At 52.4% G+C, this 24,416-nt stretch carries 24 protein-coding genes; 8 read left to right on the forward strand and 16 right to left on the reverse strand.

Annotated elements, in window-relative coordinates; all coding sequences use genetic code 11:
* Position 1: 1 nt before the first annotated feature.
* The 9 genes from QW772_07815 to hjc all read right to left on the reverse strand — a co-directional run bounded on the left by QW772_07815 (position 2) and on the right by hjc (position 7,997).
* Entirely contained in the window at positions 2-283 is a 282-nt protein-coding gene (locus QW772_07815) for a monovalent cation/H+ antiporter complex subunit F (protein ID MEM0038814.1), read from the reverse strand.
* A complete protein-coding gene (locus QW772_07820) occupies positions 283-681 on the reverse strand; it encodes a 4Fe-4S binding protein (GenBank protein ID MEM0038815.1) in 399 nt (132 codons plus the stop codon). The genes QW772_07815 and QW772_07820 overlap by 1 nt, the downstream gene beginning before the upstream one ends.
* A complete protein-coding gene (locus QW772_07825) occupies positions 678-1,871 on the reverse strand; it encodes a nickel-dependent hydrogenase large subunit (protein MEM0038816.1) in 1,194 nt (397 codons plus the stop codon). The genes QW772_07820 and QW772_07825 overlap by 4 nt, the downstream gene beginning before the upstream one ends.
* A 1-nt stretch (position 1,872) precedes the next feature.
* Complete coding sequence (locus tag QW772_07830) at positions 1,873-2,319, reverse strand: NADH-quinone oxidoreductase subunit C (GenBank protein ID MEM0038817.1); 447 nt, start codon at positions 2,317-2,319, stop codon at positions 1,873-1,875.
* Positions 2,300-2,743 carry an NADH-quinone oxidoreductase subunit B family protein gene (locus QW772_07835; protein ID MEM0038818.1) on the reverse strand — a complete coding sequence of 148 codons (444 nt, stop codon included), beginning with the start codon at positions 2,741-2,743 and terminating at the stop codon, positions 2,300-2,302. Before QW772_07835 ends, QW772_07830 begins: the two co-directional genes overlap by 20 nt.
* A gap of 79 nt (positions 2,744-2,822) precedes the next feature.
* The gene (hypF, locus tag QW772_07840; protein ID MEM0038819.1) at positions 2,823-5,159 is read right to left on the reverse strand and encodes a carbamoyltransferase HypF; all 2,337 of its coding nucleotides are present in this window, start codon (positions 5,157-5,159) and stop codon (positions 2,823-2,825) included.
* A 136-nt stretch (positions 5,160-5,295) separates the two neighbouring features.
* On the reverse strand, positions 5,296-6,882 hold the full coding sequence (locus QW772_07845; GenBank protein ID MEM0038820.1) for a radical SAM protein: 1,587 nt from the start codon (positions 6,880-6,882) through the stop codon (positions 5,296-5,298).
* 92 nt (positions 6,883-6,974) lie between these two features.
* On the reverse strand, positions 6,975-7,472 hold the full coding sequence (locus tag QW772_07850; GenBank protein MEM0038821.1) for a small multi-drug export protein: 498 nt from the start codon (positions 7,470-7,472) through the stop codon (positions 6,975-6,977).
* A 48-nt stretch (positions 7,473-7,520) separates the two neighbouring features.
* Positions 7,521-7,997, reverse strand: coding sequence for a Holliday junction resolvase Hjc (gene hjc, locus QW772_07855; GenBank protein ID MEM0038822.1), 477 nt, complete (start codon positions 7,995-7,997; stop codon positions 7,521-7,523).
* A 74-nt stretch (positions 7,998-8,071) separates the two neighbouring features.
* On the opposite strand from hjc, the gene QW772_07860 reads away from it, so the two are divergent.
* From QW772_07860 to QW772_07875, 4 genes are all read left to right on the forward strand, one after another.
* Positions 8,072-8,854 carry a slipin family protein gene (locus tag QW772_07860; protein ID MEM0038823.1) on the forward strand — a complete coding sequence of 261 codons (783 nt, stop codon included), beginning with the start codon at positions 8,072-8,074 and terminating at the stop codon, positions 8,852-8,854.
* 7 nt (positions 8,855-8,861) lie between these two features.
* The gene (locus QW772_07865) at positions 8,862-10,235 is read left to right on the forward strand and encodes an NfeD family protein (protein MEM0038824.1); all 1,374 of its coding nucleotides are present in this window, start codon (positions 8,862-8,864) and stop codon (positions 10,233-10,235) included.
* 43 nt (positions 10,236-10,278) lie between these two features.
* A complete protein-coding gene (locus QW772_07870; protein MEM0038825.1) occupies positions 10,279-11,439 on the forward strand; it encodes a DUF763 domain-containing protein in 1,161 nt (386 codons plus the stop codon).
* Positions 11,440-11,758: 319 nt separating this feature from the next.
* Complete coding sequence (locus tag QW772_07875) at positions 11,759-12,679, forward strand: DMT family transporter (GenBank protein ID MEM0038826.1); 921 nt, start codon at positions 11,759-11,761, stop codon at positions 12,677-12,679.
* Positions 12,680-12,741: 62 nt separating this feature from the next.
* Here the strand turns inward: QW772_07875 and QW772_07880 are convergent, their stop codons facing one another.
* Entirely contained in the window at positions 12,742-14,091 is a 1,350-nt protein-coding gene (locus tag QW772_07880; protein MEM0038827.1) for a rhomboid family intramembrane serine protease, read from the reverse strand.
* An 87-nt stretch (positions 14,092-14,178) separates the two neighbouring features.
* Here QW772_07880 and QW772_07885 point away from each other — a divergent pair, with 87 nt between their 5' ends.
* Entirely contained in the window at positions 14,179-14,970 is a 792-nt protein-coding gene (locus QW772_07885; GenBank protein MEM0038828.1) for an SDR family oxidoreductase, read from the forward strand.
* A gap of 10 nt (positions 14,971-14,980) precedes the next feature.
* Here QW772_07885 and QW772_07890 read toward each other — a convergent pair whose 3' ends face one another.
* The 4 genes from QW772_07890 to QW772_07905 all read right to left on the reverse strand — a co-directional run bounded on the left by QW772_07890 (position 14,981) and on the right by QW772_07905 (position 18,326).
* Positions 14,981-15,214 (reverse strand): HypC/HybG/HupF family hydrogenase formation chaperone, encoded by a 234-nt coding sequence (locus QW772_07890; protein MEM0038829.1) that lies wholly within the window; start codon positions 15,212-15,214, stop codon positions 14,981-14,983.
* Positions 15,215-15,224: 10 nt separating this feature from the next.
* Entirely contained in the window at positions 15,225-16,283 is a 1,059-nt protein-coding gene (hypE, locus tag QW772_07895; protein ID MEM0038830.1) for a hydrogenase expression/formation protein HypE, read from the reverse strand.
* Between the two features lie 71 nt (positions 16,284-16,354).
* Positions 16,355-17,779, reverse strand: a complete 1,425-nt coding sequence (locus tag QW772_07900) for a phosphopentomutase/phosphoglucosamine mutase (GenBank protein ID MEM0038831.1) — start codon at positions 17,777-17,779, stop codon at positions 16,355-16,357.
* Positions 17,754-18,326, reverse strand: coding sequence for a THUMP domain-containing protein (locus QW772_07905; GenBank protein ID MEM0038832.1), 573 nt, complete (start codon positions 18,324-18,326; stop codon positions 17,754-17,756). The genes QW772_07900 and QW772_07905 overlap by 26 nt, the downstream gene beginning before the upstream one ends.
* Before the next feature lie 154 nt (positions 18,327-18,480).
* Between QW772_07905 and QW772_07910 the strand changes: the two genes are divergently transcribed.
* A complete protein-coding gene (locus QW772_07910) occupies positions 18,481-19,263 on the forward strand; it encodes an aldolase/citrate lyase family protein (protein ID MEM0038833.1) in 783 nt (260 codons plus the stop codon).
* Positions 19,264-19,300: 37 nt separating this feature from the next.
* Here QW772_07910 and QW772_07915 read toward each other — a convergent pair whose 3' ends face one another.
* Together QW772_07915 and QW772_07920 are read right to left on the reverse strand one after the other, a co-directional pair.
* Positions 19,301-20,416 (reverse strand): M42 family metallopeptidase, encoded by a 1,116-nt coding sequence (locus QW772_07915; GenBank protein MEM0038834.1) that lies wholly within the window; start codon positions 20,414-20,416, stop codon positions 19,301-19,303.
* Between the two features lie 257 nt (positions 20,417-20,673).
* Positions 20,674-22,557, reverse strand: coding sequence for a subtype B tannase (locus QW772_07920; protein MEM0038835.1), 1,884 nt, complete (start codon positions 22,555-22,557; stop codon positions 20,674-20,676).
* Positions 22,558-22,701: 144 nt separating this feature from the next.
* On the opposite strand from QW772_07920, the gene QW772_07925 reads away from it, so the two are divergent.
* Together QW772_07925 and QW772_07930 are read left to right on the forward strand one after the other, a co-directional pair.
* Positions 22,702-23,019: a hypothetical protein gene (locus QW772_07925; GenBank protein ID MEM0038836.1), complete on the forward strand. Its 318-nt coding sequence runs from the start codon at positions 22,702-22,704 to the stop codon at positions 23,017-23,019.
* Positions 23,020-23,115: 96 nt separating this feature from the next.
* Positions 23,116-24,399: an MATE family efflux transporter gene (locus tag QW772_07930; protein MEM0038837.1), complete on the forward strand. Its 1,284-nt coding sequence runs from the start codon at positions 23,116-23,118 to the stop codon at positions 24,397-24,399.
* The last annotated feature ends 17 nt before the right edge of the window (positions 24,400-24,416 follow it).

Raw genomic sequence — 24,416 nt, forward strand, 5'->3', positions numbered from 1 at the left:
CCTACTCACCCATCTCCCTCGACTCCAGATATTTAGCTACGTAAATGTCCAGAGCGAACACCCACAGCGCGAGAACTATAGCCACCGCAATCAACACAGAAGATTTGAATAGCACACTCAGCACAGCTATGAAGGCCGCTAACTCATAGCTCATAGAGTCTATAGCCAACACGGCATCAGGTATGGTGGGTCCCTTGACGGCCCTCACAGCATAGAGGGTGAATGCCGTCAGGTAGACCGGTATCGAGTAGAGGATCGCACTAACCAGGATCTCGACGTCCATTACACGCCACCCGCTTTAGGCGTTGTGCTTAGTGAGAGATTACTTGAATCCGTCGGGGCTGGCGACGCTAGCCTGTAATCATTGCTAACTGTGTAAGCATTTGTGGGACACACGGTCACACACCTGTAGCAAAAAACGCATTTAAAGTAGTTGATCACAGGATAGATCTTCCTCGCGTTCGTCTTCGGGACCTCATATCCATCAGGTATTTTCGTCATGGTTATCGCGTTGGAGGGGCACTCCACAGCACAGAGGGAGCAACCCACACACTTCCTCAGGTCAGCGTACTGCCTCCCTCTAAAGTCAGGCTCTATGATCGTCTGCTCCTTTGGGTATTGAATGGTCACAGGCCTGCTGAAGATGCCTCTAACTATCTCTTTAAGTAGGGCAGGCCTCACTCACTCGCACCTCCAAGCTTCTTAAGGGGTATTGAATACCTCACCCCGCTTCTAAGATTCGTAACTACTGCCCTCTCCATGCAAGATATGCATGGATCAAAGCTCCCTAGAATTATAGGGACGTCGGCGATCATTTGATCAATGTAGGCGAAGGCCGAGTTAACCAAGTTGTTGAGTGAAGGGGTCCTTATCTTCACTCTGTAGGGCTTGTCACCACCTGAGCTACTCACGTAGTAGGTCAGCTCACCTCGGGGGGCCTCCACAGCCGTGTAGGTCTCCCCAGCTGGGAATCTTCTGGGAAGCTTCTTCTCGTCTGGGACGGGATTGCCTTGAGGTAGGTGAGTCAGGATGTACTTGACCATGTTTATCGACTCATAGAGCTCTCCAAACCTGACCATCGCCCTTGCATAACTATCCCCGTAGTCCTCGGTTATGACGTTGAACGGTATTTCCCCGTAAGCGTCGTACCTGTCCTGCGCCCTGATGTCGGTCCTCACCCCAGAGCCTCTGGCTATCGGGCCTACTAGCGAGTGCGCGACTATGTCCCGCGGCTTTATCCTCCCCACATCCCTCAACCTCTTGTTAATGGTCGCGTCCTCCTGGAAGACTCTGTGATAGTACTTGACCCTCTCCTCCACCCTCGACACCACGTCCATTATCCTTGAGATCTTCACTTCATCGACATCTCTTCTAACCCCGCCAACCATCATGTAATCCGCCAGAACCCTCTGCCCAGTAAGCATCTCCTTAGCCTTCATGACAGGCTCCCTGTCCTTCATCACGTACATGAAGAGCGTCTCGTACCCCGCCAGCTCGGCTGCGATCGCTAGTATGAGCATGTGACTGTGTATCCTCTCAAGCTCCATCGCCAGGACCCTTAGGTACTTTGCTCTGGGCGGCGGATCCACGTCGAGGATCTGCTCCAGGGCCCTGACGTAGCAGTTGGCGTGAACCGTGTTACATATGCCGCACACACGGCCAACTATGAATATATCCCTGTAGAATGAGTTCTTCTCGGCAAGCTTCTCAATTCCACGGTGGTTATAGCCTGTTATCACATCAACCTTAACTACCCTCTCTCCGTCAGCGTGGAGCTTGAGGAGCAACGGCTCGTGAAGTGCGGGATGCTGAGGTCCCACAGGTATCTCAACAGTCAGCGGTATCTCCACCACGTGAGTTACCTCACCCATCCTAGACACCCGAGTCCTTCCTTAGCGGGTAGATCCCCTTAGACGAGACGTCCTCGGGGATGAAGAAAGACCTCCTCATGTATGCATTACCCTCAAAGAGCACTCCCAGGAGATCGTGGGCCTCCAGCTCGCCGGCCAGCGCTCCCGGCATCAAGTCGATGAGGGTCTGGATCACCGGCCTCTCCCTAGGCAGGTAAGTCCTGACTACTACGTAGAGGTCGTGTTTGAACACATTTATGAAGTAGTCTAGTCTTATCAGGCCCTTCTCAGGGAGGTCAGTCCCCTCAATAGTCGCAATATACAGCGAGTCCTCACCCACCGTACTAACAAGTCTGGTGAGTAAATCCCTAACACTGCCCGAGTCGACCTCCAGCACCACCCTATTGGGCCTCATCACGTAAGACGACGTGATGAGGTCCTTCAACAACTCACTTAGATTCAGACTCACTGCCATCACCATCATTCAGCTTCCTCAGAAGCTTGAGGACGCCGTCAAGTATCGCCTCCGGCCTGGGCGGGCATCCAGGCACGTACATGTCGACCTTAACGACTTTGTCAGCCCCGCCAACGACGGGGTATGAGCCGGAGAAAACCCCACCGGAGGAGGCGCATGCCCCCACAGCCACAACGAACTTAGGCTCAGGCATCTGTTCGTAGAGCCTCTTCAACCTCTCAGCAGCTTTCTTAGTCACGGCACCCGTTACAACCAACACGTCGCCGTGCCTCACGGACGGCGCTAGCTTGACGCCGAACCTCTCAGGGTCGTAGTGCGGGGTTATTGATGCAAGGACCTCGATATCGCATCCGTTACATGCACCGGTATTGAAGTGCACTAGCCAAGGCGAGTACTTAACTATTTTTACCCGCTCCATGATGCTTAAACCTCCCTTCCCCCATTATAAACATGGCCGAGTTTAAAAGCGATTGCGCACTAGATCTGCAGACATCTCATCACTGCCTCAGCACCAGTGTTGCCGCAACCTGACCCAGCGGCAGTCCACCGTCATTCGGCGGTGTCCTGGAAGGCAGTAGTGCAGTTATGCCGAACTCCCTGAGCACTTCCTTAACTCCCTTCACAATGTAGTCGTTGACGGAGGCCCCGCCGCCCAACACCACCACGTCGGGGTTTGCTGAGCCCTCGTCGATGAGTTTAGACGCGATCCTCCCTAACGCCAACCCGAGGCCGTACTGCGACGTCAGACCGACGCAGGCCTTAACTCTTGAGTTCCCGCCGGAATCCAGTAGTCTGCTGACAGCTTGTTCAATGAACTGTTTTACATCCACCACGTACATGCCGTCACTCCGTAGGATCTTGAACCCACTGAGTAGTTCCTCATCAACTGTCCCGCTCCTGCATGATGCTTCAAGAGCTATCGCTGGCTCGCCCTCGTACGTCCTCAGGTAGCAGACGCCTGTAAGAGCTGAGACCGCGTCGAGGAACCTCCCGGTTGATGAGGATTTAACATATTCACCACGTCTAATTAACGTGTGAAGCAGGTCAATCTCATCAAAGTTCCTCAGCCCTCTCAGAAAGCCCAGCCTGGACGCCAGCTCCTTCACCTCCTCAGGATCCATGAAGGTCAACATGCTCGACGTCAAGTACCTGGCAGGTCTGTAAGTAGCCTCATCCCCTATTAGGGGGAGGTAGCTTAAGTGACCCGACCTCGTGTAACTCAAATCCTCGTTTATGATGAAGACCTCCCCACCCCAAACACCACCGTCGTCACCATACCCAACCCCGTCAACCACTATAGCTAAAGCCGACCTGCCGAGGATGTTCCTGTCAGCCATAGTGGCTAGTGCGTGAGCATAGTGATGCTGGACCTCGAGGACCTTCAGCCCGTGCTCCGCGGCGAAGAACCTGCCCAACCTGCTGGAATTGTATTGAGGATGCTTATCAATGACCACAACTGACCTGTTGACCTCAACCCTGTAGTTAGTGATTAGGTACTTCAGGTATTTCGAGAGGTCCTCAAGAGTATCGAGGTCGTCAGCATCCCCTATATATTGAGTCAAGACAACCTTGTCCTCAAAACCTACTGCCCCTGCGGACTGAAGCTCGGCCCCGAACGCCACGACGTTCTTCGGAAGCCTGGCCCCGAGTTTGATCCAGGTTGGCGCGTAACCCCTCCCCCTTCTGAGGAGGACTGGAACACCGTCCGTGAACCGGACGACCGAGTCGTCCGCCCTGTTCACGATCTCCCTGTCGTGAGTCAGGACGTAGTCCACAACCTTGCCGAGCTTCCCATACACACACTCTTCGCTGACACACATCGGTTGCCCCTTAGGGTTGCCGCTGGTCATTATGAGGAACTTGTCCCTGGTCTCTAGCAGAAGCAGGTAATGGAGGGCTGTGTAGGGTGTGAACACTCCCTCCACGTCCATCCCAGGCGACACGTGCTTGGAGACTGGCGTATCCTCCCTCTTCGGGAGTAACAGGATTGGTCTTTCAGGGGACTCCAGGAATTCTCTCGCCTCCTCGCCGATCACGACCAGCCTGCTGAGGACTTGAACGTCCAAACCCATAACTGCGAAAGGTTTGGTTGGCCTCTCCTTCCTCCTCCTCAGCTCAAGCACTACCTCGTCGTCGCTGGCCAGTGCCGCCACGTGGTACCCACCGACCCCTTTAACCGCCACTATGTAGCCCTCATCAATCAGCTTGGCGGCCTCCTTAACCGGGTCCTCCACCACTACCTTACTGCCGAGGCTGTCGGTGAGCCATAGTTTAGGGCCGTCTTCAGGGCAACTTATCCCCTGCGCGTGGTATCTCCTCAGATTCTCGACGTCCCGGTACTCACTGAGGCATTTATTGCATAGTCTGTACTTACTCATCGACGTGTTCTCCCTGTCGTAGGGGATTCTGTATATCATTGTGAACCGGGGGCCGCACCACGCACACGAGTTGAAGGCATACCTATACCTCCTGTCGCTTGAGTTCAGAACCTCCTTCAGGCAATCATCGCATATGGCGAAGTCTGGAGGTATCATAGATCTCCTTAACGCTCTCACATCGCTCTCCACTATGGTGAAGTCTTGAAAACCACCAGGGCCTTCAATCAGCTCTACCTCCATGCCCTCAACGCGCGCTACTGGCGGCCTCTCTCTCATTAAACCCTCGATAAACTTGGAGAGGACGCTCCAGTCGCCCTCAATAACCACCTCTACCTCCGACCCCCCTACGTTCCTCAGGTAGCCCCTCACGCCAAGTCTGATGCCCAGTCTGTGGAGGAACGGTCTGAAGCCGACGCCCTGCACAATCCCTTCAATCACTAACCTCAGCACCGGCATCCTGCGTCAACCCCTCACCCCATTGATGTAACTCTCTCAACCGCGTTAATTAGTACTACGTCTAGTGAAACCGTTTTGGGTCTCATGTGAAGGGCATACGTTATGAGAGTGAGAGGCTGGCAGCCAACGTAGATCCCTAAACTGAGGACTGACCGCTAGGTAAGTTTTTAAGAGCCGCGATATGATTAGCTACGTAGAGCCTCCTGAGAAGCTCCAGCGTCGCTTGGTCGACTCCCTTCTTCAGTGCTTTCTTCACTCTGAATGCTTCTTCAGGGAGTTTCACGAGCCAGTTTAGATATAGCGGCAAATGCCTCACAACATACCTGACTGCATTCCCTATGTAGGTGTCCTTCTCCCTGTGCCGTGTCCTTCGAATCCCTCTTCTCAAGGCATTTTTGAAGTGTTTAACGCTCTTAATGAGGAAGAACGTGTAGTACGCCAGTCTGTCCCTGATGAAGAGTTCCACCGGATCCATGTATGTCTTCATCACAGGCGTATGGACGTCGTAGAGGCTCCAGTCAAGTGTTAAGAGACTTCCCTCACGCAACGCCTTGACGAACGAATCCGTGCCAGGGAGCGGCGTATATATTGAGAACTGCGCTGAATCCAGGTACTCAGCCAACCCATACGCGTAGGTGAGGGTCTTACGCATCCCCTTCCTGCCCTCGTAAGGCGCCCCCAGTATGAAGCCTGCGTGGACTATCATGCCCTCACTCACCAAGGACTTAACAGCCTCCACACCGACGTCCGTACTACTGCCCTTCCTCATCTTCTTGAGGGTTCCTGGGTCCCCGGACTCCAACCCAAGGAATACAACCCTAACGCCGGCGTCGCGGAGGCGTCTCACAATCCACTTATTCCTAGCGATCAAGTCTGCTCTAACCTGAATTATGTAGCGTAGCCTGCTCAAGTAACTGCCGGCGATCATGTCCAGGAGTCTGAGCTTCTCCTCAAGAACCTTCTTGACAGGAATTATGAAGTTGTCATCGACTATGAAGACCCATCTGTACCTTAATCTGTAGATAGTTTTGAGCTCCTCTACCACTCGCTCAGCTGTCTTGAACCTCCAGGACCTGCCCCACATCCTTGTAGCCGAGCAGTACTCGCAGTTGTATGGGCAACCCCTTGAGGTCTCTAGTGGGGCTACGCTGGCGTGGGGATCAAGGAGCCCGGCCCTGTAGAGGGCACGGTCAAAGACATCATACCGCGGGAGGGGTAGCCTGTTCAAATCCTCCACAGGACTCCTAGGCTTGGTGACCCTCACCTCACCGCCGTCCATGTAGGTTAGTCCTCTCACCTCCCTGAAGGAGGTCCCCTCCGCATAGACCTTAAGGAGCTCGCTGAATGTCTCCTCACCCTCCCCAACCACGACCACATCGAAACCTTCCCTCAGCAGTATAGGGTATGTAAATGTGGCGTGATGGCCACCCGCAATTATTAAGGAACCGCACACCCTCTTAAGAACTCTGCCCAACCCGACGCTGGCTTTATGGCTTGCCGAGGTGTTCATGAGGAAACCCACCATGTCTGGGTCATATGAGGTAACTTCCAGAGCCAGGGTCCTCAGGTCCTGTTGACGAGCAACAGAGTCGAAGAATCTCACGCCGACCCCCCTCTCCACAGTCACCGCCGCCAGGTAGGCCGCGGCTAAGGGAGGCACTGTAAAGCCGAAGCTACTTCCATATACACTGCCCTCGCCCGCTAGGACGAGAGCAACTCTCACAACGACACCCCTGACTAGCCCTCTTCTACACTCAATATAAATCACGAACCAATGAGGACGGAGGAACACAATCCTTCGGACGCGGAAGAGGGTCAGAACGTGTTTACCGCAGTAATTATTCCCTCCAACGCTAGGATCACTATAGCTGATGCCACAAGGACCCCGACCACTATAGCAAGTGAGGACTTCAGCTTATTGAGTCCAAAGACGTGAGCTACGAGGGAGGCTGTCCAGGCCCCGGTGGCCGGGAGTGGGATCGCGACGAAAACCGCGAGCCCCAGATATCCCCACCTCCTCAAGTACTTAGCACCCTGCATCCTAGCCCTGCTAACCAGCCGCATGTAGACCCGCGCCAGACCCTCGAGAAGGCCGTCACTCGACTTAAGGAGAATATCTTCAACAAACTGTAGGAGGTTAAGAAGCACGAATGGCAACAGAGCATTACACCCGACCGCCAGAGCGACCATCACCCACTTACTATGGTCATCGGGCGCGAGGATGTACGCTAGGGGTATAGCCCCTCTCACCTCAGATACTGGAGCGAGGGCTGTGAGGATAACTAGAAGCACCGTATTCAGCAACGCCAACACCCTGAACAGTCAATACATCAATTAACTTATAAGCGTGATGAATTCGTTTCAGGACGACTCCTCAGACCGGTCGTCCTGCATGATGGTAGTGTAGTCCTTAAGGGTCTTCATCAGTCCTAAGTCTGCGAGAACTCCGGCAATCCCTGGAGCGTTCTCCAGATCTTCCCTACCTACTTTGTAGGTGCTCCCGATATCCTCACTCCTAACGTCCACTCTGATGAACTTCCACTCCCTATGGGGAATCCTGACAGCTATGTAGGGAACTCCGCCGGCCCTCGCGGCGAAGTCCAGCAACTTCCTTACCTGCTCTCCGTCCACGTAGATGCCGGCGGGTTTGGCTCTGGACTTGACCTCAAACACGGCAACCTTGCCATTCATTATTGCGACGATGTCTGGGTATTCTGCCTTCCTTATCCTGGCGCCGCTTGCGGGGGCCCTCATGACGGCGAAGCCGAGCCTCCACAGCGTGTGCACCAACTCCCTCTCCGCCCTATACCCTCTTGACCTACCCCCGACTACCCCCATCACCCTGTGTTAATCACTTCAGAACCTGCTTAAATATCTCGTAGCGCTTAAGTAATTGAGGTGTTGGTGTAGTGATTGATGTAGGAACTATAATAGTTCTTCTAGTAGTGCTTGTGATAATAGTTGCCCTGCTAAATGCAAGCATAAAGATAATTCGGGAGTATGAGAGGGCAGTGGTCTTCAGACTCGGGAGGCTGGTCGGGGCTAAGGGTCCAGGACTCATAGTGATTATACCGTTTGTCGACAATCTGATGAAGGTAGACTTGAGGGTGGTTACGGTGGATGTGCCTAAGCAGGAGATCATAACGAGGGATAATGTTAGTGTGAAGGTCGATGCAGTCATTTATTACAGGGCGGTGGATCCCGTGGCTGCTATAACTAGGGTAAGCAACTACCACTACTCGATAATGATGCTTGGCCAGACAGTCTTGAGGGACGTGATAGGCCAGGTCGATCTCGACGACCTACTTCAGAAGAGGGATGAGCTAAACAAGAGGATCCAGGACATAATTGATGAGACCGCCATGTCCTGGGGAATTAAGGTCACCGCAGTGACCCTGAAGTCAGTTGAGTTGCCTGAGGAGTTGATGAGGGCGATGGCCAAGCAGGCCGAGGCTGAGAGGTGGAGGAGAGCCAGAGTCATCGAGGCTGAGGGGGAGAAGCAGGCGTCCGCAGTCCTGGCTGAGGCGGCGGCTATGTATGAAGGTCACCCGACAGCCCTCAGGCTCAGGGAGCTCCAGACTTTGATGGAGATAGCTAGGGAGAAGGCGTTGGTGGTCGTGACGGAGACGGGGGCAACGGACTTAGGCAGAACTGCCGCCATGTATAAAGCATTTAAGGAGCGAGAGACTCAGTAGGTAGGGGGTGTGTACGTACAGAAGCATTGTTTTTTACTTTAATGTGTGTTTGGCAATCCTGATTCTACTCATGACCATCGTCCCGACCGAGTTGAGGGGTCTCGAAGTCGAGAACCAACTCGCCTTTCAGGGTGTGGACGTTGTTAGGAGAGCTATTGCGGTCAGCATAGAGCCGCCGTGGGATGTCGTGGATGACGGTGTTAAGGAGTGTTTTGTCGGGGCGTTGAGCAGAGCTGAGAGCGAGGGGAAGGCCTTCATATACTTAGTCAACAGTTACGGCGGCTACCTGGACGCCGCCTACACCATAGGAGACGCTGTAAGTAATTCCAAGACCCTGACCATAGCCTACGTGAGCGGGGGCAAGGCGTTGAGCGCCGGAACCCTGATAATCATCCCTGCTAACGTGGTTGCTCTTCATCCATCATCGATCATAGGCGCTATGCAGCCGGTCATGATCAACCCAGTTACGGGGGAAATTCAATTCATCAACGAGTCAAAGGTCATCAACCCGGTCGTTGAGAAGGCGCTTGCCTACGCTAGGCTGAGAGGGAGGAACGAGTCCCTCATCAGAGACTTCGTAGTGAAGGCCAGCACGGTGAGTGCTGAGAAGGCATTAGCCTACAGAGTGGCCGACTTGATTGGAGCTGACCTCGCCTCAGTACTTAACTCCCTACGTGGAGTGGAACTCAACGTCTCCGGGAGGGTTATGAGGGTTGAGATCGAGGACTCCGGCGTCGAGTTCTACGCATGTAGTGTGAGGTCAAGGCTCATCTCACTGCTCGAGAACTCGTCAGTTCTTAACGTCCTGCTCACCATAGGTCTTCTAGGCACTATATTTGCGTTGCTCAGCGGCAAGCTAACAGTGCTTCCGCTGACGCTTCTCTTCCTCTTCTTAGGGCTGGTTGGGAGCGGCTTGAGCCCCAATCTAGTGTCCCTCTTCTTCGTGGTGTTAGGAGCTACCTTGTTGGCTATAGAGCTCTTCGTGCTTCCCGGCTTCGGGATAGTCGGCGTGAGCGGGATAATCCTTCTCGCCTTCGGGTTCGCACTACTGCCCACATACCTCCCAAGCGGCTTCATGCCCTCGGAGGAGTATATCAACGCGTTAAGGCTCTTCATAGTCAGCACATCACTCGTTCTCGGCAGTTTCTTTGGCATAGTCTTGTTTAAGGTGATCAGAGTGAGGAGGAAAAGGCCTTACGAGTTCCTCCCAGTCGGTAAGGTAGGGAGGGCTCTCGACGACCTCAGGCCAGGGGGGACAGGCTTCGTGGTGGTGGAGGGGGAGTACTGGAGGGCGACCTCAGACGATGAGATTCCTAAGGGCAGTGAGGTCATAGTAGTAGGCCTCGAGGGCTCGACGCTCAAGGTCAAGAAGAGGCAGTGAGCTCCCATATTTAAGCCTTCAAACTCCATATCTAGTGAGGGTTATGCCCAGGATCTCAGGCGTCGCCGACCTACCTTTACATGAGGGGCACGTACCTCACTGGCTAGCCAAGCTCATGCTCAAGCTCTCCAAAAACATCCTGGAGGTAATGCTGCTCGAACTCAGTGACGAGGAGATACTTAAGAGATTCTCGAACCCGCTCTGGTTCCAGGCATTCAACAACGTGATAGGGATGGACTGGGACAGTAGCGGATCCACCACAGTCACGACTGCCATGATTAAGAATGCATTGGAGGAGTTAAGGGGTGACGTAAGGGTCGCTGGAGGGAAGGGCCTGACCTCAAGAAAGACCCCGAAGGAGATAGTGGATTACGGCGATGAAATGGGGTTAAGTAGCACTACGGTCGACCAGCTTATTAGGGTTTCCAGGCTGGAGGCTAAGGTGGATTCAGTCCTCCTGCAGGACGGCTTCACCCTCTATCATCATGTCCTAGCCTTCGATAGAAGTGGTAATTGGGTGGTGATTCAGCAGGGGATGAACACCGAACTGAGGCTTGCGAGGAGGTACCACCTAGCCTGGTTCGTGTCGGGCGACCCTACCCTAGAGCCTCATGCTGGGGTAGCGTCCGACAACGTGGGTCAGCCCCTCAATCTAACAACTAGGGAGTCGGTAGGAGTTAGAAGAGTTCTATTGGATCTAGCCGGCGACCAACCGGAATCAACCCTGAGGGAGTTGAGGATGGTCAACGCATACCTCAAAGGGGTTAGAACCCTGACAGGCTTGGAGCCTCCGAGACCCCTGATAAGAGGGTTGCCGTACTACAGACCTGTGGAGCTCAGCGGCAGGATGCTTAAGGAGTTGCGTGAGGCCTATGAGCTAAGACCCAGAAATATTGAGGAGCTACTGCTTATCAGGGGCTTAGGGGCTGAGGTAGTCAGGGCGTTGGCCCTCATCTCTGAGTTGATATACAGAGAGCCGCCACCCCTGAAGGATGTTGTAACTCACAGCTTCTCTCCGTTTAAGTATGCCTACGCCGTGGGAGGTAAGGATGGAGTGCCTTATCCCGTAAAGAAGGAGTTGGTGATGACGGTCGTCAAGGAGTTAAGCAGGCTGGTGGAAGAGGCTAAGCTCGAAGGTAAGGAGAGATTGGCGGCGCTCAGAGCTCTCAGGAAACTTGCTCCAGAGGATGTCAGCGGGGTCTAGTCGCCGTTCTCTGTTCTGGGTTGTTTTTGTCGTGGCTTCCTAAGCCAACCCCCGCGGGTCGCCGCAACCTCGGGGGGCTGGGGCTGCCGACAAACATCTAAAATACTGAGATGACACAGAAACAAAGAACAACCTTATTAAGGTTTCTCGGCCTTTCACTTATGGTCGAGGTCATCATGAATGAGTTTAACACTAAACACCGGAAACACCGGGTCACCAGCCATGCTGAGTCTGAAAAGCTCTTGGGGGATCCTCAGTAAGATGTTTCCACAACAATTAGTCTCAGGATCGATGAAGTGATGACCTAGAGGCGGGGTCGGTGACTGGGCGGTGGAGGAGGTCAGAGATTTGGAAGATTCGTGACGTATTTTTAATGATTATAGCGTGGGTTAGTACTTCGTCGGCGTCTGTTCTAGTGCTTCTCTCAGAGAGTAACGCACTTACATGTGCCTTCTGGAGGGTTTTCATAACTACATTACTTATATACTCGTACACTGTACTTGAGCGGGCCGTTGGTAAGGAAGGTCTTAAGAGTGTCAGCCGCTCAAGCTTCCTTAAAGCATTCGCAGCCGGTGTTCTGCTGGGGATGCATTTCCTCTCATGGATGGAGTCCTTATTCCTAGTGCCCGTAGCGCTCTCAACTACTGTTGTCGTCACTTACCCACTTATAAACGCGTTGGCTGAGGGGTTGATGCGCAGGAGGTTGCATGTTGGTGAGGCGTTCGGGTTAATCCTAGCGTTTCTAGGGGTTTTCACGGCTATGAAGCCGCAGATAACTACGAACTCCTCAACCGCTGGACTGGTTCTAGCGTTTATCGGTGCCTTAAGCGCTGCTGGCTACTTCCACTTGGGAAGGCTCTCCAGGATGTCCGGCGTATCCCTCACCTCCTACACAGTCATAGTCTACGCGTCATCCTCCCTCACCCTAGGGCTCTACGCAATGATCACAGGGTCTTCCGTCTCCCCGTCTTCGGCCACCTCCTGGACGTACGTGATCTTGTTGGCTCTAATTCCTATGCTAGGGGGTCACACTGTAATGAATTACCTATTGAAGAAGATGAAATCGTATGTGGTGACTTCGATATCTTTGGGTGAGCCTCCTGGGGCGACATTGCTGGCGGCAATCCTGCTTGGACAGTCAGTTACGATGGAAACGATTGTCGGGATGGTTTTGGTTCTGACGGGGATCACGGTAGTGCTACATACCTCGATTAGAGAGACCCGAGCCTTAGAATCCTAACCAACCTATCATAGTGTTCTTCCGTTAGTTGTAAGGCTGTGTAGCTTATTGATTAATGAAGTCTATTCACCCACCAGAGCCAACTCTTTGTCCCTGCTGACAACAACCATTAGAGCCCCTACTGCGAACGCTAGGGATGCCATGCCGGCGTATTGCGACACATCGTTGGGACTGACGGTCTGTGTGTCTATGGTGAACGTGTACTTGACCCCGTCGATTACAGAGACTAGGTTACCCTGAATAACTACGACCTGTGTCACCATACTACCCTCACCGTGCTTCAGGAAGCCCTCCTCATCGTAGGAACCTCCGAAATACTCAACCGTCATGCTCAGATCACGCCATCTATTACCGGCCAACACGCGTATCGGGAAACTTCTGTCACTCAGGCTGAGGCTAGTGCCTGCCTTGCCTGGGTCGTAGAGCAGGCCAGCGGCATTGAGCCTACTTAAGAGTATCCTTGTAGAGCTCAACGGTATGTCGGCGATGAAGCTCTGAACGTCAGGTAATTGGATTGCCGCGTAGTCACGGTAGGGTGTCTCCATGTACGTGTACTGAACGTTCATCACCTTCACGACGCCCATACGTGGTAGCGCGGTCAGCACGTATGCCCCTCCAACGATTACGGAGATGATGACTATGGAGAGGAAGGTTTTGGAAAGTCTGCTCAAGCCCCTAACCTTAGGGTAAGTCAAGATAAGGTAGGGTAGAGACCTTACGTACTCCACAAACTTCAGCTCTCTAAGCCTCTCCCGGTCCACAAGCAGTGGAAGCAGAGCCATCCCGGCCAGGAAACCCCCAGCGTGAGCAAATACGGCGACACCTCCTGATATCCTGGCGAAGCCGTAAAGGACCTGCGTCACGAACCAGAATATTAGGTAAAGTGACGCCCTCAGGGAAAAGCAGGCAGGGAATATGAAGAATATCCAGCAGGCTGTGAGAGACGTGCCTGGGTAAAAGATTAAGTAAGCACCTAAAACGCCACTGATAGCTCCTGAAGCCCCTATAGCAGGGATGACGTAGGACGTCAGACCGCCTAGGAAACTGAATGCTACGTGGAACAGTGATGCAGCCACCCCTGAGGTCAGGTAGAGTGTCAAATATCTAGGGCCGCCTAACACATCTTCAGCAGCCCTCCCGAATATGTAAAGAAAATACATGTTGAAGAATATATGAAATATGTCACCGTGCATGAACATCGAAGTAAATATCCTATACCACTGCGTCGGATCCTCGAGAAGTGCTGGAACGAATGCTCCCGCGTTAACCCAATAGTCGTCAATCTCTATGAAGAAATTACTATATGAAGTGATTAAATAGATGATAACGTTAGCTATGATCAATCCTAAGGTGACCTTAGGCCTCCTCCTGTAGTACGTGTCGCCTAATGGAAACCCGATGCTGTATCTCATTCACACACCACGCCATACTGCTCATGTTCTATTACCGAGGCACTCAAATATAAATTGTTGGGCTGGTTATAGATTAGGTGGTGTTTCATGAACAACCTTGTTGAGGGACTTAAGGTCCTAGTAACGGCCTCAACTAAGGGTATTGGACGCGGCATTGCGGAGGTTCTCCTGGAGCAGGGGGCTCACGTAGTCATCAACGGAAGGGAAGAGTCCGCAGTTAATGAGGTCCTCAGCAAGTTGAGGGGCAGGTTCGATGGGAGAATTCACGGGGTCGTTGCCGACCTAACTGTTAAGGCTGATGTGGAGAGGCTGGTCGACGAAGCGGTTGCTCTGATGGGCGGGCTTGATTCACTAGTTTATGTAACTGGACCTCCCAGGCCAGGAATGTTTAAGGATCTTACTGACGATGATTGGGAGAACGGAGTTAAGCTTCTAATACTGAACGCCGTTTGGCTAGTCAATAAGGCTCTGACACACCTCAGAAGGTCTACTAATCCATCCATCCTTTTCCTAACTAGTACGACGGTGAGGGAACCAGAACCTGATTTAGTACTCTCAAACGTCCTGAGGATAAGCGTCCACGGATTGATGAAGACCCTAGTCAGGGAGCTGGGCCCGGAGAGCATCAGGGTCAATGCAATAATACCAGGCTTCATTGAGACCGACCGGCTTAGGAGCGTGTTCAAGAATAGGGCCCTAAGGGAGGGCAAGACCTATGAGGAAGTGTATAGGGAGTACGCACAGAACATTCCTCTCAGGAGGGTAGGGAGGCCTGAGGAGGTAGGGTGGCTCGCTGCATTCTTGCTGAGCAGATACGCCTCATACATTCATGGCGCTTCAATACCTGTAGATGGGGGACGTCTGCGCTCTCACTTCTGACCGTAGCAGATTAAAAGGTCCAAAGTCCTATCTCCCTGTAAAGCCTAAGGGTTTCCTCAAGCTCGTCTTCATTTATCTTTGAGATGACTATGCCAGCATGGACTATGACGTAGTCACCCTCCTTGACATCTTCGTCTATCGCTACTATCACTTCCTGCACAACCCCTCCTAAGTCGACATCGGCATACGTTAGACCGCCTGTAAACCGTTTGCTTAAGACCTTCGCGGGAACCCCTAGACACAAACTTACCACCCTAGCATATCCTTGGTAAGTTGAGGGATTTAGGCTCTATTAAGACTTTGCCACCGACTTCAGTCACTCCAATCACCCTGCCGGTCAAGAACTTGGTTGGTGGTTCAATCACTTCACCCACCACCTCCGCTCTACGCTCGCCCACATCCCTGAGCATGGCCAGTACCTCCTCGACGACGCTACCTTCTACAGCCAGGACTGCAATTCCCTCGGAGGCCATGGAGAGGTGATCAACCCCCATCGCCTCAAGAAACGCTCTGACCTCCTCCCTGATGGGGACTTTGCCCCTGTGCAACATTATTGCAAGGTTATTAGCTGATGCCCATTCACTGAGGACTGCTGCAAGCCCTCCCCTGGTGGGGTCCCTCGCGGCGTGTATGTGATTCCTGAACTCCCTCACCACCTTAAGGAGTGTTCTACTCAACGGTCTCGTATCGCTTCTGAGACCTGACGCTTTGCTCAGGAGCCCCAGCTGAGCAGCAAGTATGGTCGCTCCATGTTCTGCGACGTCACCGGTGACTATTATCTTATCGCCTACTCTCAACTCGTTGTCGGGAATAGGCCTCTCAGTAAGTCCTAAACCAACCCCTGTTATCAGGACCTTGTCGAGAGATCCCTTAGGCATCACCTTGAAGTCGCCGCCTATCAGGGCAACGCCCTCACTCATCAGCGATCCTATCAGAGAGTCTATAATGCCCCTCAACTCGCTTTCGGGGAATCCTTCCTCAACGACCACAGTGTCCATGAATGCGAGGGGTTTAGCACCTGATACCACTAAATCGTTAATCACCCCATTGGCTGTCAAGGAGCCTATATCACCGCCGGGGAATCTGTAAGGGCTGACGGTATACGTATCGACTGTGACAACTAAGTATAGGTTCTCACCAATCTTCAGTGCTGCAGCATCGTCGAGAACGTCCAATCCGTAACCGTCCATAGCCCTGCGTAGCCTGTCTGGGATCTTATTCACTATTAATTCCCTCACCAACCTCCAAGTCTCTAGAGCACCGGCTCCGTGGGCCAGTGTAATCGTTCCTGAAGTCACCCTCAACACCAACATAAGAACACTAACAATGCTTATTACTGTTACAGGAGGAAGTCAACAACTCTTGAAGAGCCTTTACTGACTGTTCATGGGATGATTTTCCCGTCAACCCTTAGTTCATTGATTCCGTGTTTCTTTAGCGTTGTACTGACCTCCTTGAGTAGCGCGTCAACCCTGTCTTTAAGAGCCCTGTACTCCAGCGACTCGCCGTAAATCCTTACCTTAGGCTCGGTGCCGGACTTCCTTACTAAGATCCAGGATTTGTCCTCGTAATTAACTCTGACCCCGTCAAGGGTAAACACCTCGGCCTCCGGGGTTCTCCACTCCATGAGCTTAGCGGACAACCTCTCGTAAACTTCGTCTCTAAGTCCCTTTGGAACCTCGATGGATACCCTGGCTTGTGGATAATCCGGTACCTCACTCAGGAGCTCATCTATGTTCTTACCCTCATCTATCATGAGCTTAACTAGGAGGGCTGCCTGATATATACCGTCAACCCAGGGACCCCATTCAGGATCTATGAACTTCCAAGGCTCGGCAGTCATCACAACATCTGAGTGTCTGAGCAGTCCTGTGTGTGTTGCCCCCAACTTAGTAATATCAAGTTTGCCGCCGGCGGACTCCACAACATCTCTTACCGAGTTACCAACATCTATAGAGACGACTACGGTCCCCTTCTTCATGCTGAGGATGTGCTTAGCGAGGAGGGCGATGATCCTGTCCTGCTTCACAAAACCTGATCTAGGGCTCAATACCGCCAGTCTATCGCCGTCCCCATCGTGAGCCAGAAAGATGTCGACGTTGAGCGATCTGGCCACAGGCATCAGAGGCTCTAGAACATCCGGCCTGGGCTCTGGATGCCTGCCGGGGAATCTCCCGTCTATGTTCGAGTTTAGGGTGAATACACGGGCACCCATGCTCACTAGAATCCTCGGAGTCGCTAGGGAGGCACCGCCGTTCGCAGTATCGACGAGCACCTTAGGTCTGCTCCCTTCACGGAGGGGCTCCATCCTACCTAGCAACTCAGCTATGTAATCATCTATCACACGACCAGTCGATGTAAGCGTACCCACGTCACACCAATCGGCATGCCTCCATCCTCTATTAAGGAATAGCTCCTCAACTCTTATCTCGTCTTCCTCCAGCAACTCCATTCCATTGCCGTAAAACGCCTTAAGCCCATTATCGTGCGGTGGGTTGTGCGAGGCCGTCACGTAGACTCCTAGATCGCTTGCGAGATGTCTAGCACTCCATGCGAGAACGGGCAGTGGGACCAGACCGACGTCTACCACGTCACAGCCGGCCGCTAGAAGACCCACAACCACTGAGCCCTTCAGAACAGGGGTTGTCAACCTCCCGTCGCCGCCGACGACGCTCCTGCGTGCTTTGAGGTACGTCGCTAGGGATGCCCCCAGACCGAGAAACATCTCCGGATTTACGTCGGCTAAGTACCTACCTCTAACGCCGGCGGTTCCGAAGATCTTCCTACATCTGCTCACCCAACTCCTCACCCACCGACCCCGCTTGAGGATAGTCCCTCAGATTAACCAATTCAGCGGGCTTTAATAGAGCGACTGCCGCCGCCCTCCTCCCTCTTGAGACTTTAACAACCTTGATGAGGATAACCCAATCAGGGTTCTCGAGGTTTACAGGTCTTTCGACGTACTTAGCTATCTCTCTAATCGAGTCTATGGAGTGCATGAACCTCCTCCTGCCGTCAGGACAGACGCTAATTAGATGTCCTTGAAGCGTTATCCTGAAACTGCTTCCTTCAGGTATTTGGGTCGCTATTTCCTTAACTACGTCAGCTACTTCGTCGACGTAGGGCTCCACCACATGATCTACTGGAATGATTCTTATGATTGGTGTGCCGCTACCCTTAAGGGCTGCCCTCAAGCCCTCGGCAACTTGATGCGGGTCGCCCTCCACATGATACAGCATAACCGATTGGTAGGAAGTGATGATCCTCCCTGACGTGCCTAACACTTCCCTCAGTTGATTCCTGGCCCACCTCCAGTTGTCAGTGCCTGGCTCATGAATGACTATCAGGTTAAACACTTATACCACCCCTAACGACCCGCGATCGGTCGAAAGCCTCCTGGCCCACTACCGTCACTATACTCAAAGCAGATCAACCATACTATTATGAGATGGCATCATTAATAAACAACGCTTATTAACGCTCCCTCCAATGTCAATTTAGGTCATTCCTATGCGTCAGTACGTTATGTGGCGTGAGAAAATAATGAGCAAGCTGAGTTCCGGGAGACCTCTCCTGGGTGCCTGGATAACTATCTCACATCCTGAGATCGTTGACATACTCTCGAACATGCCCTTCGACTGGTTCATGTTTGACATGGAGCATGCCCCCCTCACGGTGAGGGATGTTGAGACGTTGTTGATGCCTCTTAAGGGAACGGACATAATACCGTTTGTGAGGGTTGCGTGGAACGATCCAGTCCTCATTAAGCTTGCTTTAGATCTAGGAGTTGCCGGGGTTCTCGTTCCATGGGTGAACAGCAAGGAGGAGGCAGAACGTGCTGTGAGGGCTGTCCGCTACCCTCCTGCCGGCATCAGGGGTGTGGGACCGCGGAGGTGCGTTAGCTACGGCATCCAGAACGTGACGGAGTACTTCCAGAGATGGAATGAGCTAGCCACGCTCATAGTTCAGATAGAGACCAAGATAGCGTATGAGAACCTTGATGAGATATTATCGACTGAGGGGGTGTCAGGGGTTTTCGTAGGGCCCTCTGACCTCTCAGCCTCGCTAGGGTACTTCGGCAGGGTGGACTCTCAGGAGTTTACGAGGGTGCTTGAGGACATAGTTGAGCGGGCTAGAAGGCATGCTGGAAAGATCGTGGGTATAATGGCGACGACGCCGGACTTCGCTAAGAGAGTTGTTGATATGGGCTACAACTTCATATCGTTATCCCATGATACGAGGTACCTGATCAGGGGGGCTGAGCTGTATCTGAAAGCAGTTCAACAGCATTAGCCGGGATCCCATTCTTCGCAAGAGCCAGTAACTCAGGTTATTTCAGCCTGCGTTCCTTCAACGAGCTTACCCACTCATAGCTCACTCGTTGGGCGAAGGCTCTGGTAAGCCTGACGGTGTTGACGACGTCCTTGAGATCCACCACCTCCACCGGCGAATGTATGTAACGCGACGGTATTGAGACCACCCCCGCAGGAACGCCCTCTTTATTGAGGGCAATCACCGAGGCGTCGGTAGTGCCTCCTGCAAGTACCTCAACTTGATACGGTATGCCCAACTCTTCAGCGGTTTTCAGCAGGACGTCTACGACCTCCGGATGGGCTATGAGTCCTGATGCAGACCGGCCGTCAGCTATCTTAATAGCAGGCCCCCTCCCCAGCTGTGTACACCACTCGTGCTCAGACACACCGGGAAAGTCACTGGCTACAGTCACGTCCAGCGCTAGGGCCAAGTCAGGGGTTATCGAATACGCAGCAACCTCAGCCCCCTTAAGCCCTACCTCCTCCTGAACCGTCGCCACGGCATACACGTCAAGCTCAGGCGCTTCAATATATTCGAACGCTTTAATCATAGCGGCTAAACCAACCCTGTCGTCTATTGCCTTTCCTGTGACTCTGTCGCCTGACAGGATGCTTAGCTCCCTATCGAAAACGACAATGTCGCCAACCTTCACACCAAGTTTAAGGACCTCATCTCTTGAGGATGCTCCTATATCAAGGAATAACTCCTTTAACTCCGGGATCTGCCTAGCCTCCTCAGGCTTAATCACATGAGGTGGTTTCATGCCGATGACGCCTCTGTAGGTTCTTCCGTCTCTAGTCCTAACGACCACTCTTTGATATACTAGGGATCTCTCAGTGAGCCCGCCTATCGGGAGTGCTCTGAGGAACCCCTTATCATCTACGTGTGAGACGAACAGCCCTATTTCGTCCATGTGCGCGGCCATCATAAACCTGCCATTCCCCCTTGAACCCTTCTTAACGGCAATCACGTTGCCTAGCGTGTCAATCCACAGCTTATCCGCCACACTCTTCAACCGGTCAACAACTAGATTTCTAATACTGGCTTCGTTGCCTGAAGGTCCTATCACTTCCGAGAGGGATTTAAGTAACTCAAAAACTTCATCCTTAGAAGGGCCAGGCCATACGTTCATGTGGAACACCATAATATTAAGTCATGCATGTTCAAATATAAATCCTGCATTATAGCAAGCAGGTATACAGAGCTCTCAGCGGTTAATCCCTTTGAACCCACGTAACAGCCACTACAACATGTCGTAGACTTGTAAGATAGTTGGGATGGACGTCGTTTGAAGCTGGGATAACCCGTGAAGAAGTATAATGTGGTGTTGAAGTCGTGAAAGCCAAACCTTACCGATCTTTAAAAATACAATGTAATAAGATGCACTATTTACTTCCTCCTTATAAAGAAGAGTGCAAGTATCGCTACTACTGCCAACACAACTACTACGGGTATTAGCGTGTCAGTCATGCTGGGTTGCGTTACTGTAATGGTTGCGGTGATTTGCTGAGTCCGTGTAAGGATTGTAGTGGTTGTATGGGTAACTGGCTGTGTTACTGTGGTAGTGAGTGACTGTATTTGTGTGTGGACGGAGGTCGTAGTGCGCGTTACCGGCTGTGTTACCGACTGTGTCACCGTAAGCGTAACTGGTTGAATTATTGTAGTCGTGAGGGTTGGCGTGGGCTCAGTCCCAACGATCTTTGGTTTATAGCCCGTGATCTGGGCAACCCATTCTATGAAGGTCCACGGTTCGTAATCGGCTCCGTGCTCGCCCTCCCAGTAAATTTCGAAGTTGACGCTCTTGCCAGCATTCTCTAGAGCTATGGCTAGGTTGGTCCACATAGTTATCGCGGCATGATTGTCTTTAGAACCTGTGCGGATCCACCAATACTGCGATATGTGAGGCCAGTCCTGCTTTATAAAGTACATTGGGTTCATCATATTTATGATCTGTCTTAGCTCGGGGTCGATGCAGGCGCTCGGGTCGCCGGTATCCCATTTAACGCAGAAGTCCGTGAAGTGTCGTGCTGGAACTGTTTCGTTTCCGAAGAGGAGAACCTCTGGCGTAAGCCCGAGGGCGAAGACATCTCCGAAGGTTAGTTTCTCCGGTAGAGTCAGATTCTCAGGTATGTGAAGTACATCGAACGCTGGACAGCCCTTCATCCTGGATATGCCGTACTCAAGGTATTCGTTCCACGTGAATGAAGCTGTTTGGGTGACTGGATCCCACATGATCCAGCTATTCCGCTGTAGGTACTGCGCACGGTGCGGCTCTGGCAAAGCTTTTATGTATTTGATTGCTGCAGGGATTAGATAGTTCTTCACTATGTATTTCTCATAAGCCTCTGGAGTTGCAAGCAGTTCACCGTTTCTGTCCAGTAGGTTTAACTCTCTGAGATATTCCGGCCAGAGCGACCTCAGCATCTGAGATATGGTCTGGTTAACCAGACTGCCTGTTGGTAATGGTTTAAGTCCGAATTCCCACTCGTACATCATGTCGGCATGCTCTAAATCGGTTATTGGGCAGTAGGGAGCAGCAGCAAAAACACGATCGCTAGCTTCTGCAGCCCCGAGCTGTTGTAAATACGGTTCGTAAAGCGGGCTGTCGCCCGAAGCCGCTAAAAGTGCAGAGAGGGCGCCACCAGCACTAGTACCGATTGGGATAATCCACTCCTCATTACCTGGGAATGTGTCGCTGTTATAGCGCATGTACCTGATTACTGCCTTCAGATCCACGATGGCCGCAGGTGCTTTGCCGTACCACGTGCCGTTTGAGAATCTGCAGTCCCACCCGCGCACTCCTGGTACGGCGACTACGTAACCCGCTGCTAGTGCAAGTGCTACACGTTCAGCTCCTGTGACCCTGGTCGCGAAACCTGTGACGTTGTCAACCCGTATTACTACATCATTTAATGGTATCCCGTTTTCACCGCCTAGTATGTTCGATACAGAGAAGTAACCCCCAACATTGATTACAAGTATTATAGGGGCGTTCGAAACGTCAATATAGGTGTTGTTAACTTTTATCGGAACTACGACGTCCATACTCTGGTAATTGGGATTCACTGGCTTAGCGACGTAGGGTATGTGGTGGTAGCGCTTAAACACTACAGTGGTCTCAGAGAAGGGAGTGATTACCTTTATAGTGTGTAGGGTGTAATCATTAACGGGGAACCGTAGAGGATCGACGTTGCTAGACTCGTTCGTTGATGCACTGATTACACTTGCTGACGTCATCGTGGTGAATGCCGATAAGATTAGTGCAAATACCATGCTGTAGATATATAAGGTAGTAGTCTGTTTCGCAGATTACACCGTGGTTTTATATTTTTCAAAGCATATAAAGATTTCTACTGTGAACGGAATACGTACCTTGAGGGTGAAGTTATTAACGAGAAAGTAACACACCTTTAGGCGATGTATGTGGAGGAAGTTGTAATTGCTGAGAGACTTAGAGATGCCGAGCAGGTTCTGAAGAGAGTAGTTGTCCCTGGATTTGATGTGGACGTTATTACGTCGGGGGTTGTGACTAGGTTGAGAATATCTAAGGATGGGAGGAGGCTGGTGGTTTACTTGGATTTCAAACGGAGCGATCCTAAGTGTCCGTTCTGCATGTTCATAAGTCACGCCCTGTGGACCACCATAGCTAGGGAGATTCGGGACTCTCTCCTGGGAAGAGGTTTATTCGAGGAAGTCTCCGTTGTTGATGAGGTTACTAACGCGCAGGTCATTTAGGAGGGGATTCCGTGTCGGAGTTGTGCACGGATTGACCACCTAGCTATTACACTGCTTATCTTAGTGAGCAATCGTATAATGCTTTAGGTGTTGCGGGTGGACGATAAGGACTGGGTGCTGAAGAGCTCGATAGTCAAGGTGATGATCAAGCTGGGGCTTCCTATAGGCGTCATGCAGGCTCTAAACGTCATCTACAATCTGACGGATATGTTTTGGTTGGGGAGGCTTGGGAGGGAGGCGTTAGCAGCGATCAACGCCACCTGGCCCGTGGTCTTCTTGGTTGTGGCCGGGCTCGCTGGCGTGCTCCAGGCTGGCATTTCCCTAGTGTCCCAATACTGGGGGGCCAAGGACTATGAATCCTCCATGAGGGCGGCAGGGCAGGTGCTCCTGCTGGTTTTGCTAGCGGGGCCGCCGGTCAGTCTGGCGGCTTACGCCGCGTTGCCTCCGCTCCTGCAGCTGATGGGGGTTCCTCAGGACGTGATTCCTGGGGCTGTGACGTATGGGAGGATCTTCACACTGGGTCTCACGGTGTTCGGCTTAATGGACGCCACGGTATCGATATTCAGCGCTGCAGGCGACACTTTAGCGCCGATGAAGATCAGGCTCTTCGGGGTGCTTCTTAACGTGATCCTGGATCCCGTGCTGATTTTCGGTGTAGGGTTGATACCACCGCTCGGGATTGCTGGGGCTGCTATAGCCACCTTAGCAAGCGACCTAGTTGCGGCACTGCTGGCACTCCATGTCCTGGTTAAGGGGGTCAGGGGGGAGAGGCTTAGACCCCTTCATTTAAGACCGCGCCCAGGCTTGCTGAGCAAGCTAGTTAAGATAGGACTCCCGCTCTCCATCTCTTCAATGGGTGAGGCGGGAGGGTTTGCACTGCTAACGGCCATAATAAGTATGATGGGTAGTGCCGCGCTGGCGTCATGGGGTGTTGGGGACAGGCCTGTGGGACTCCTCGACATATTTGTGGCTAGCCTTCTGGGTGCAACCACTACTATAGTCGGCCAGAGCTTAGGGGCCGGGATGTACGACAGGGCTAAAGAGACTGCTCTTAAATCTGTCCTCTACAGTGTGGCGATGGTCGCCGCGGGCATCAGTGCCTTCATACTAGTGAGATACGACATCGTGTCGTTCTTCACTCCCTCAGACCCGGAGGTGATTCGGTACGCCGCCGACTTCCTACTGTATATGGGGCCCTCCATAGTTTTCTTCGTAATTTTAAGGGTCGCGTTCGCCGTAGCCAGCGGTTCAGGTCACACAAAGCCTGTGATGTTCTTAAGCCTCTTCAGACTATGGGTCCTGAGGAACGTGTTGGCTACCTCTTCGGCCCGGGTCCGTTTGGGATCGGCGTCAAGGGCCTGTGGATTGGCATGTCCGTGAGCAACGTAATAACGGGC

It is taken from the genome of Zestosphaera sp., from assembly GCA_038727705.1.
Classification (GTDB): domain Archaea; phylum Thermoproteota; class Thermoprotei_A; order Sulfolobales; family NBVN01; genus Zestomicrobium.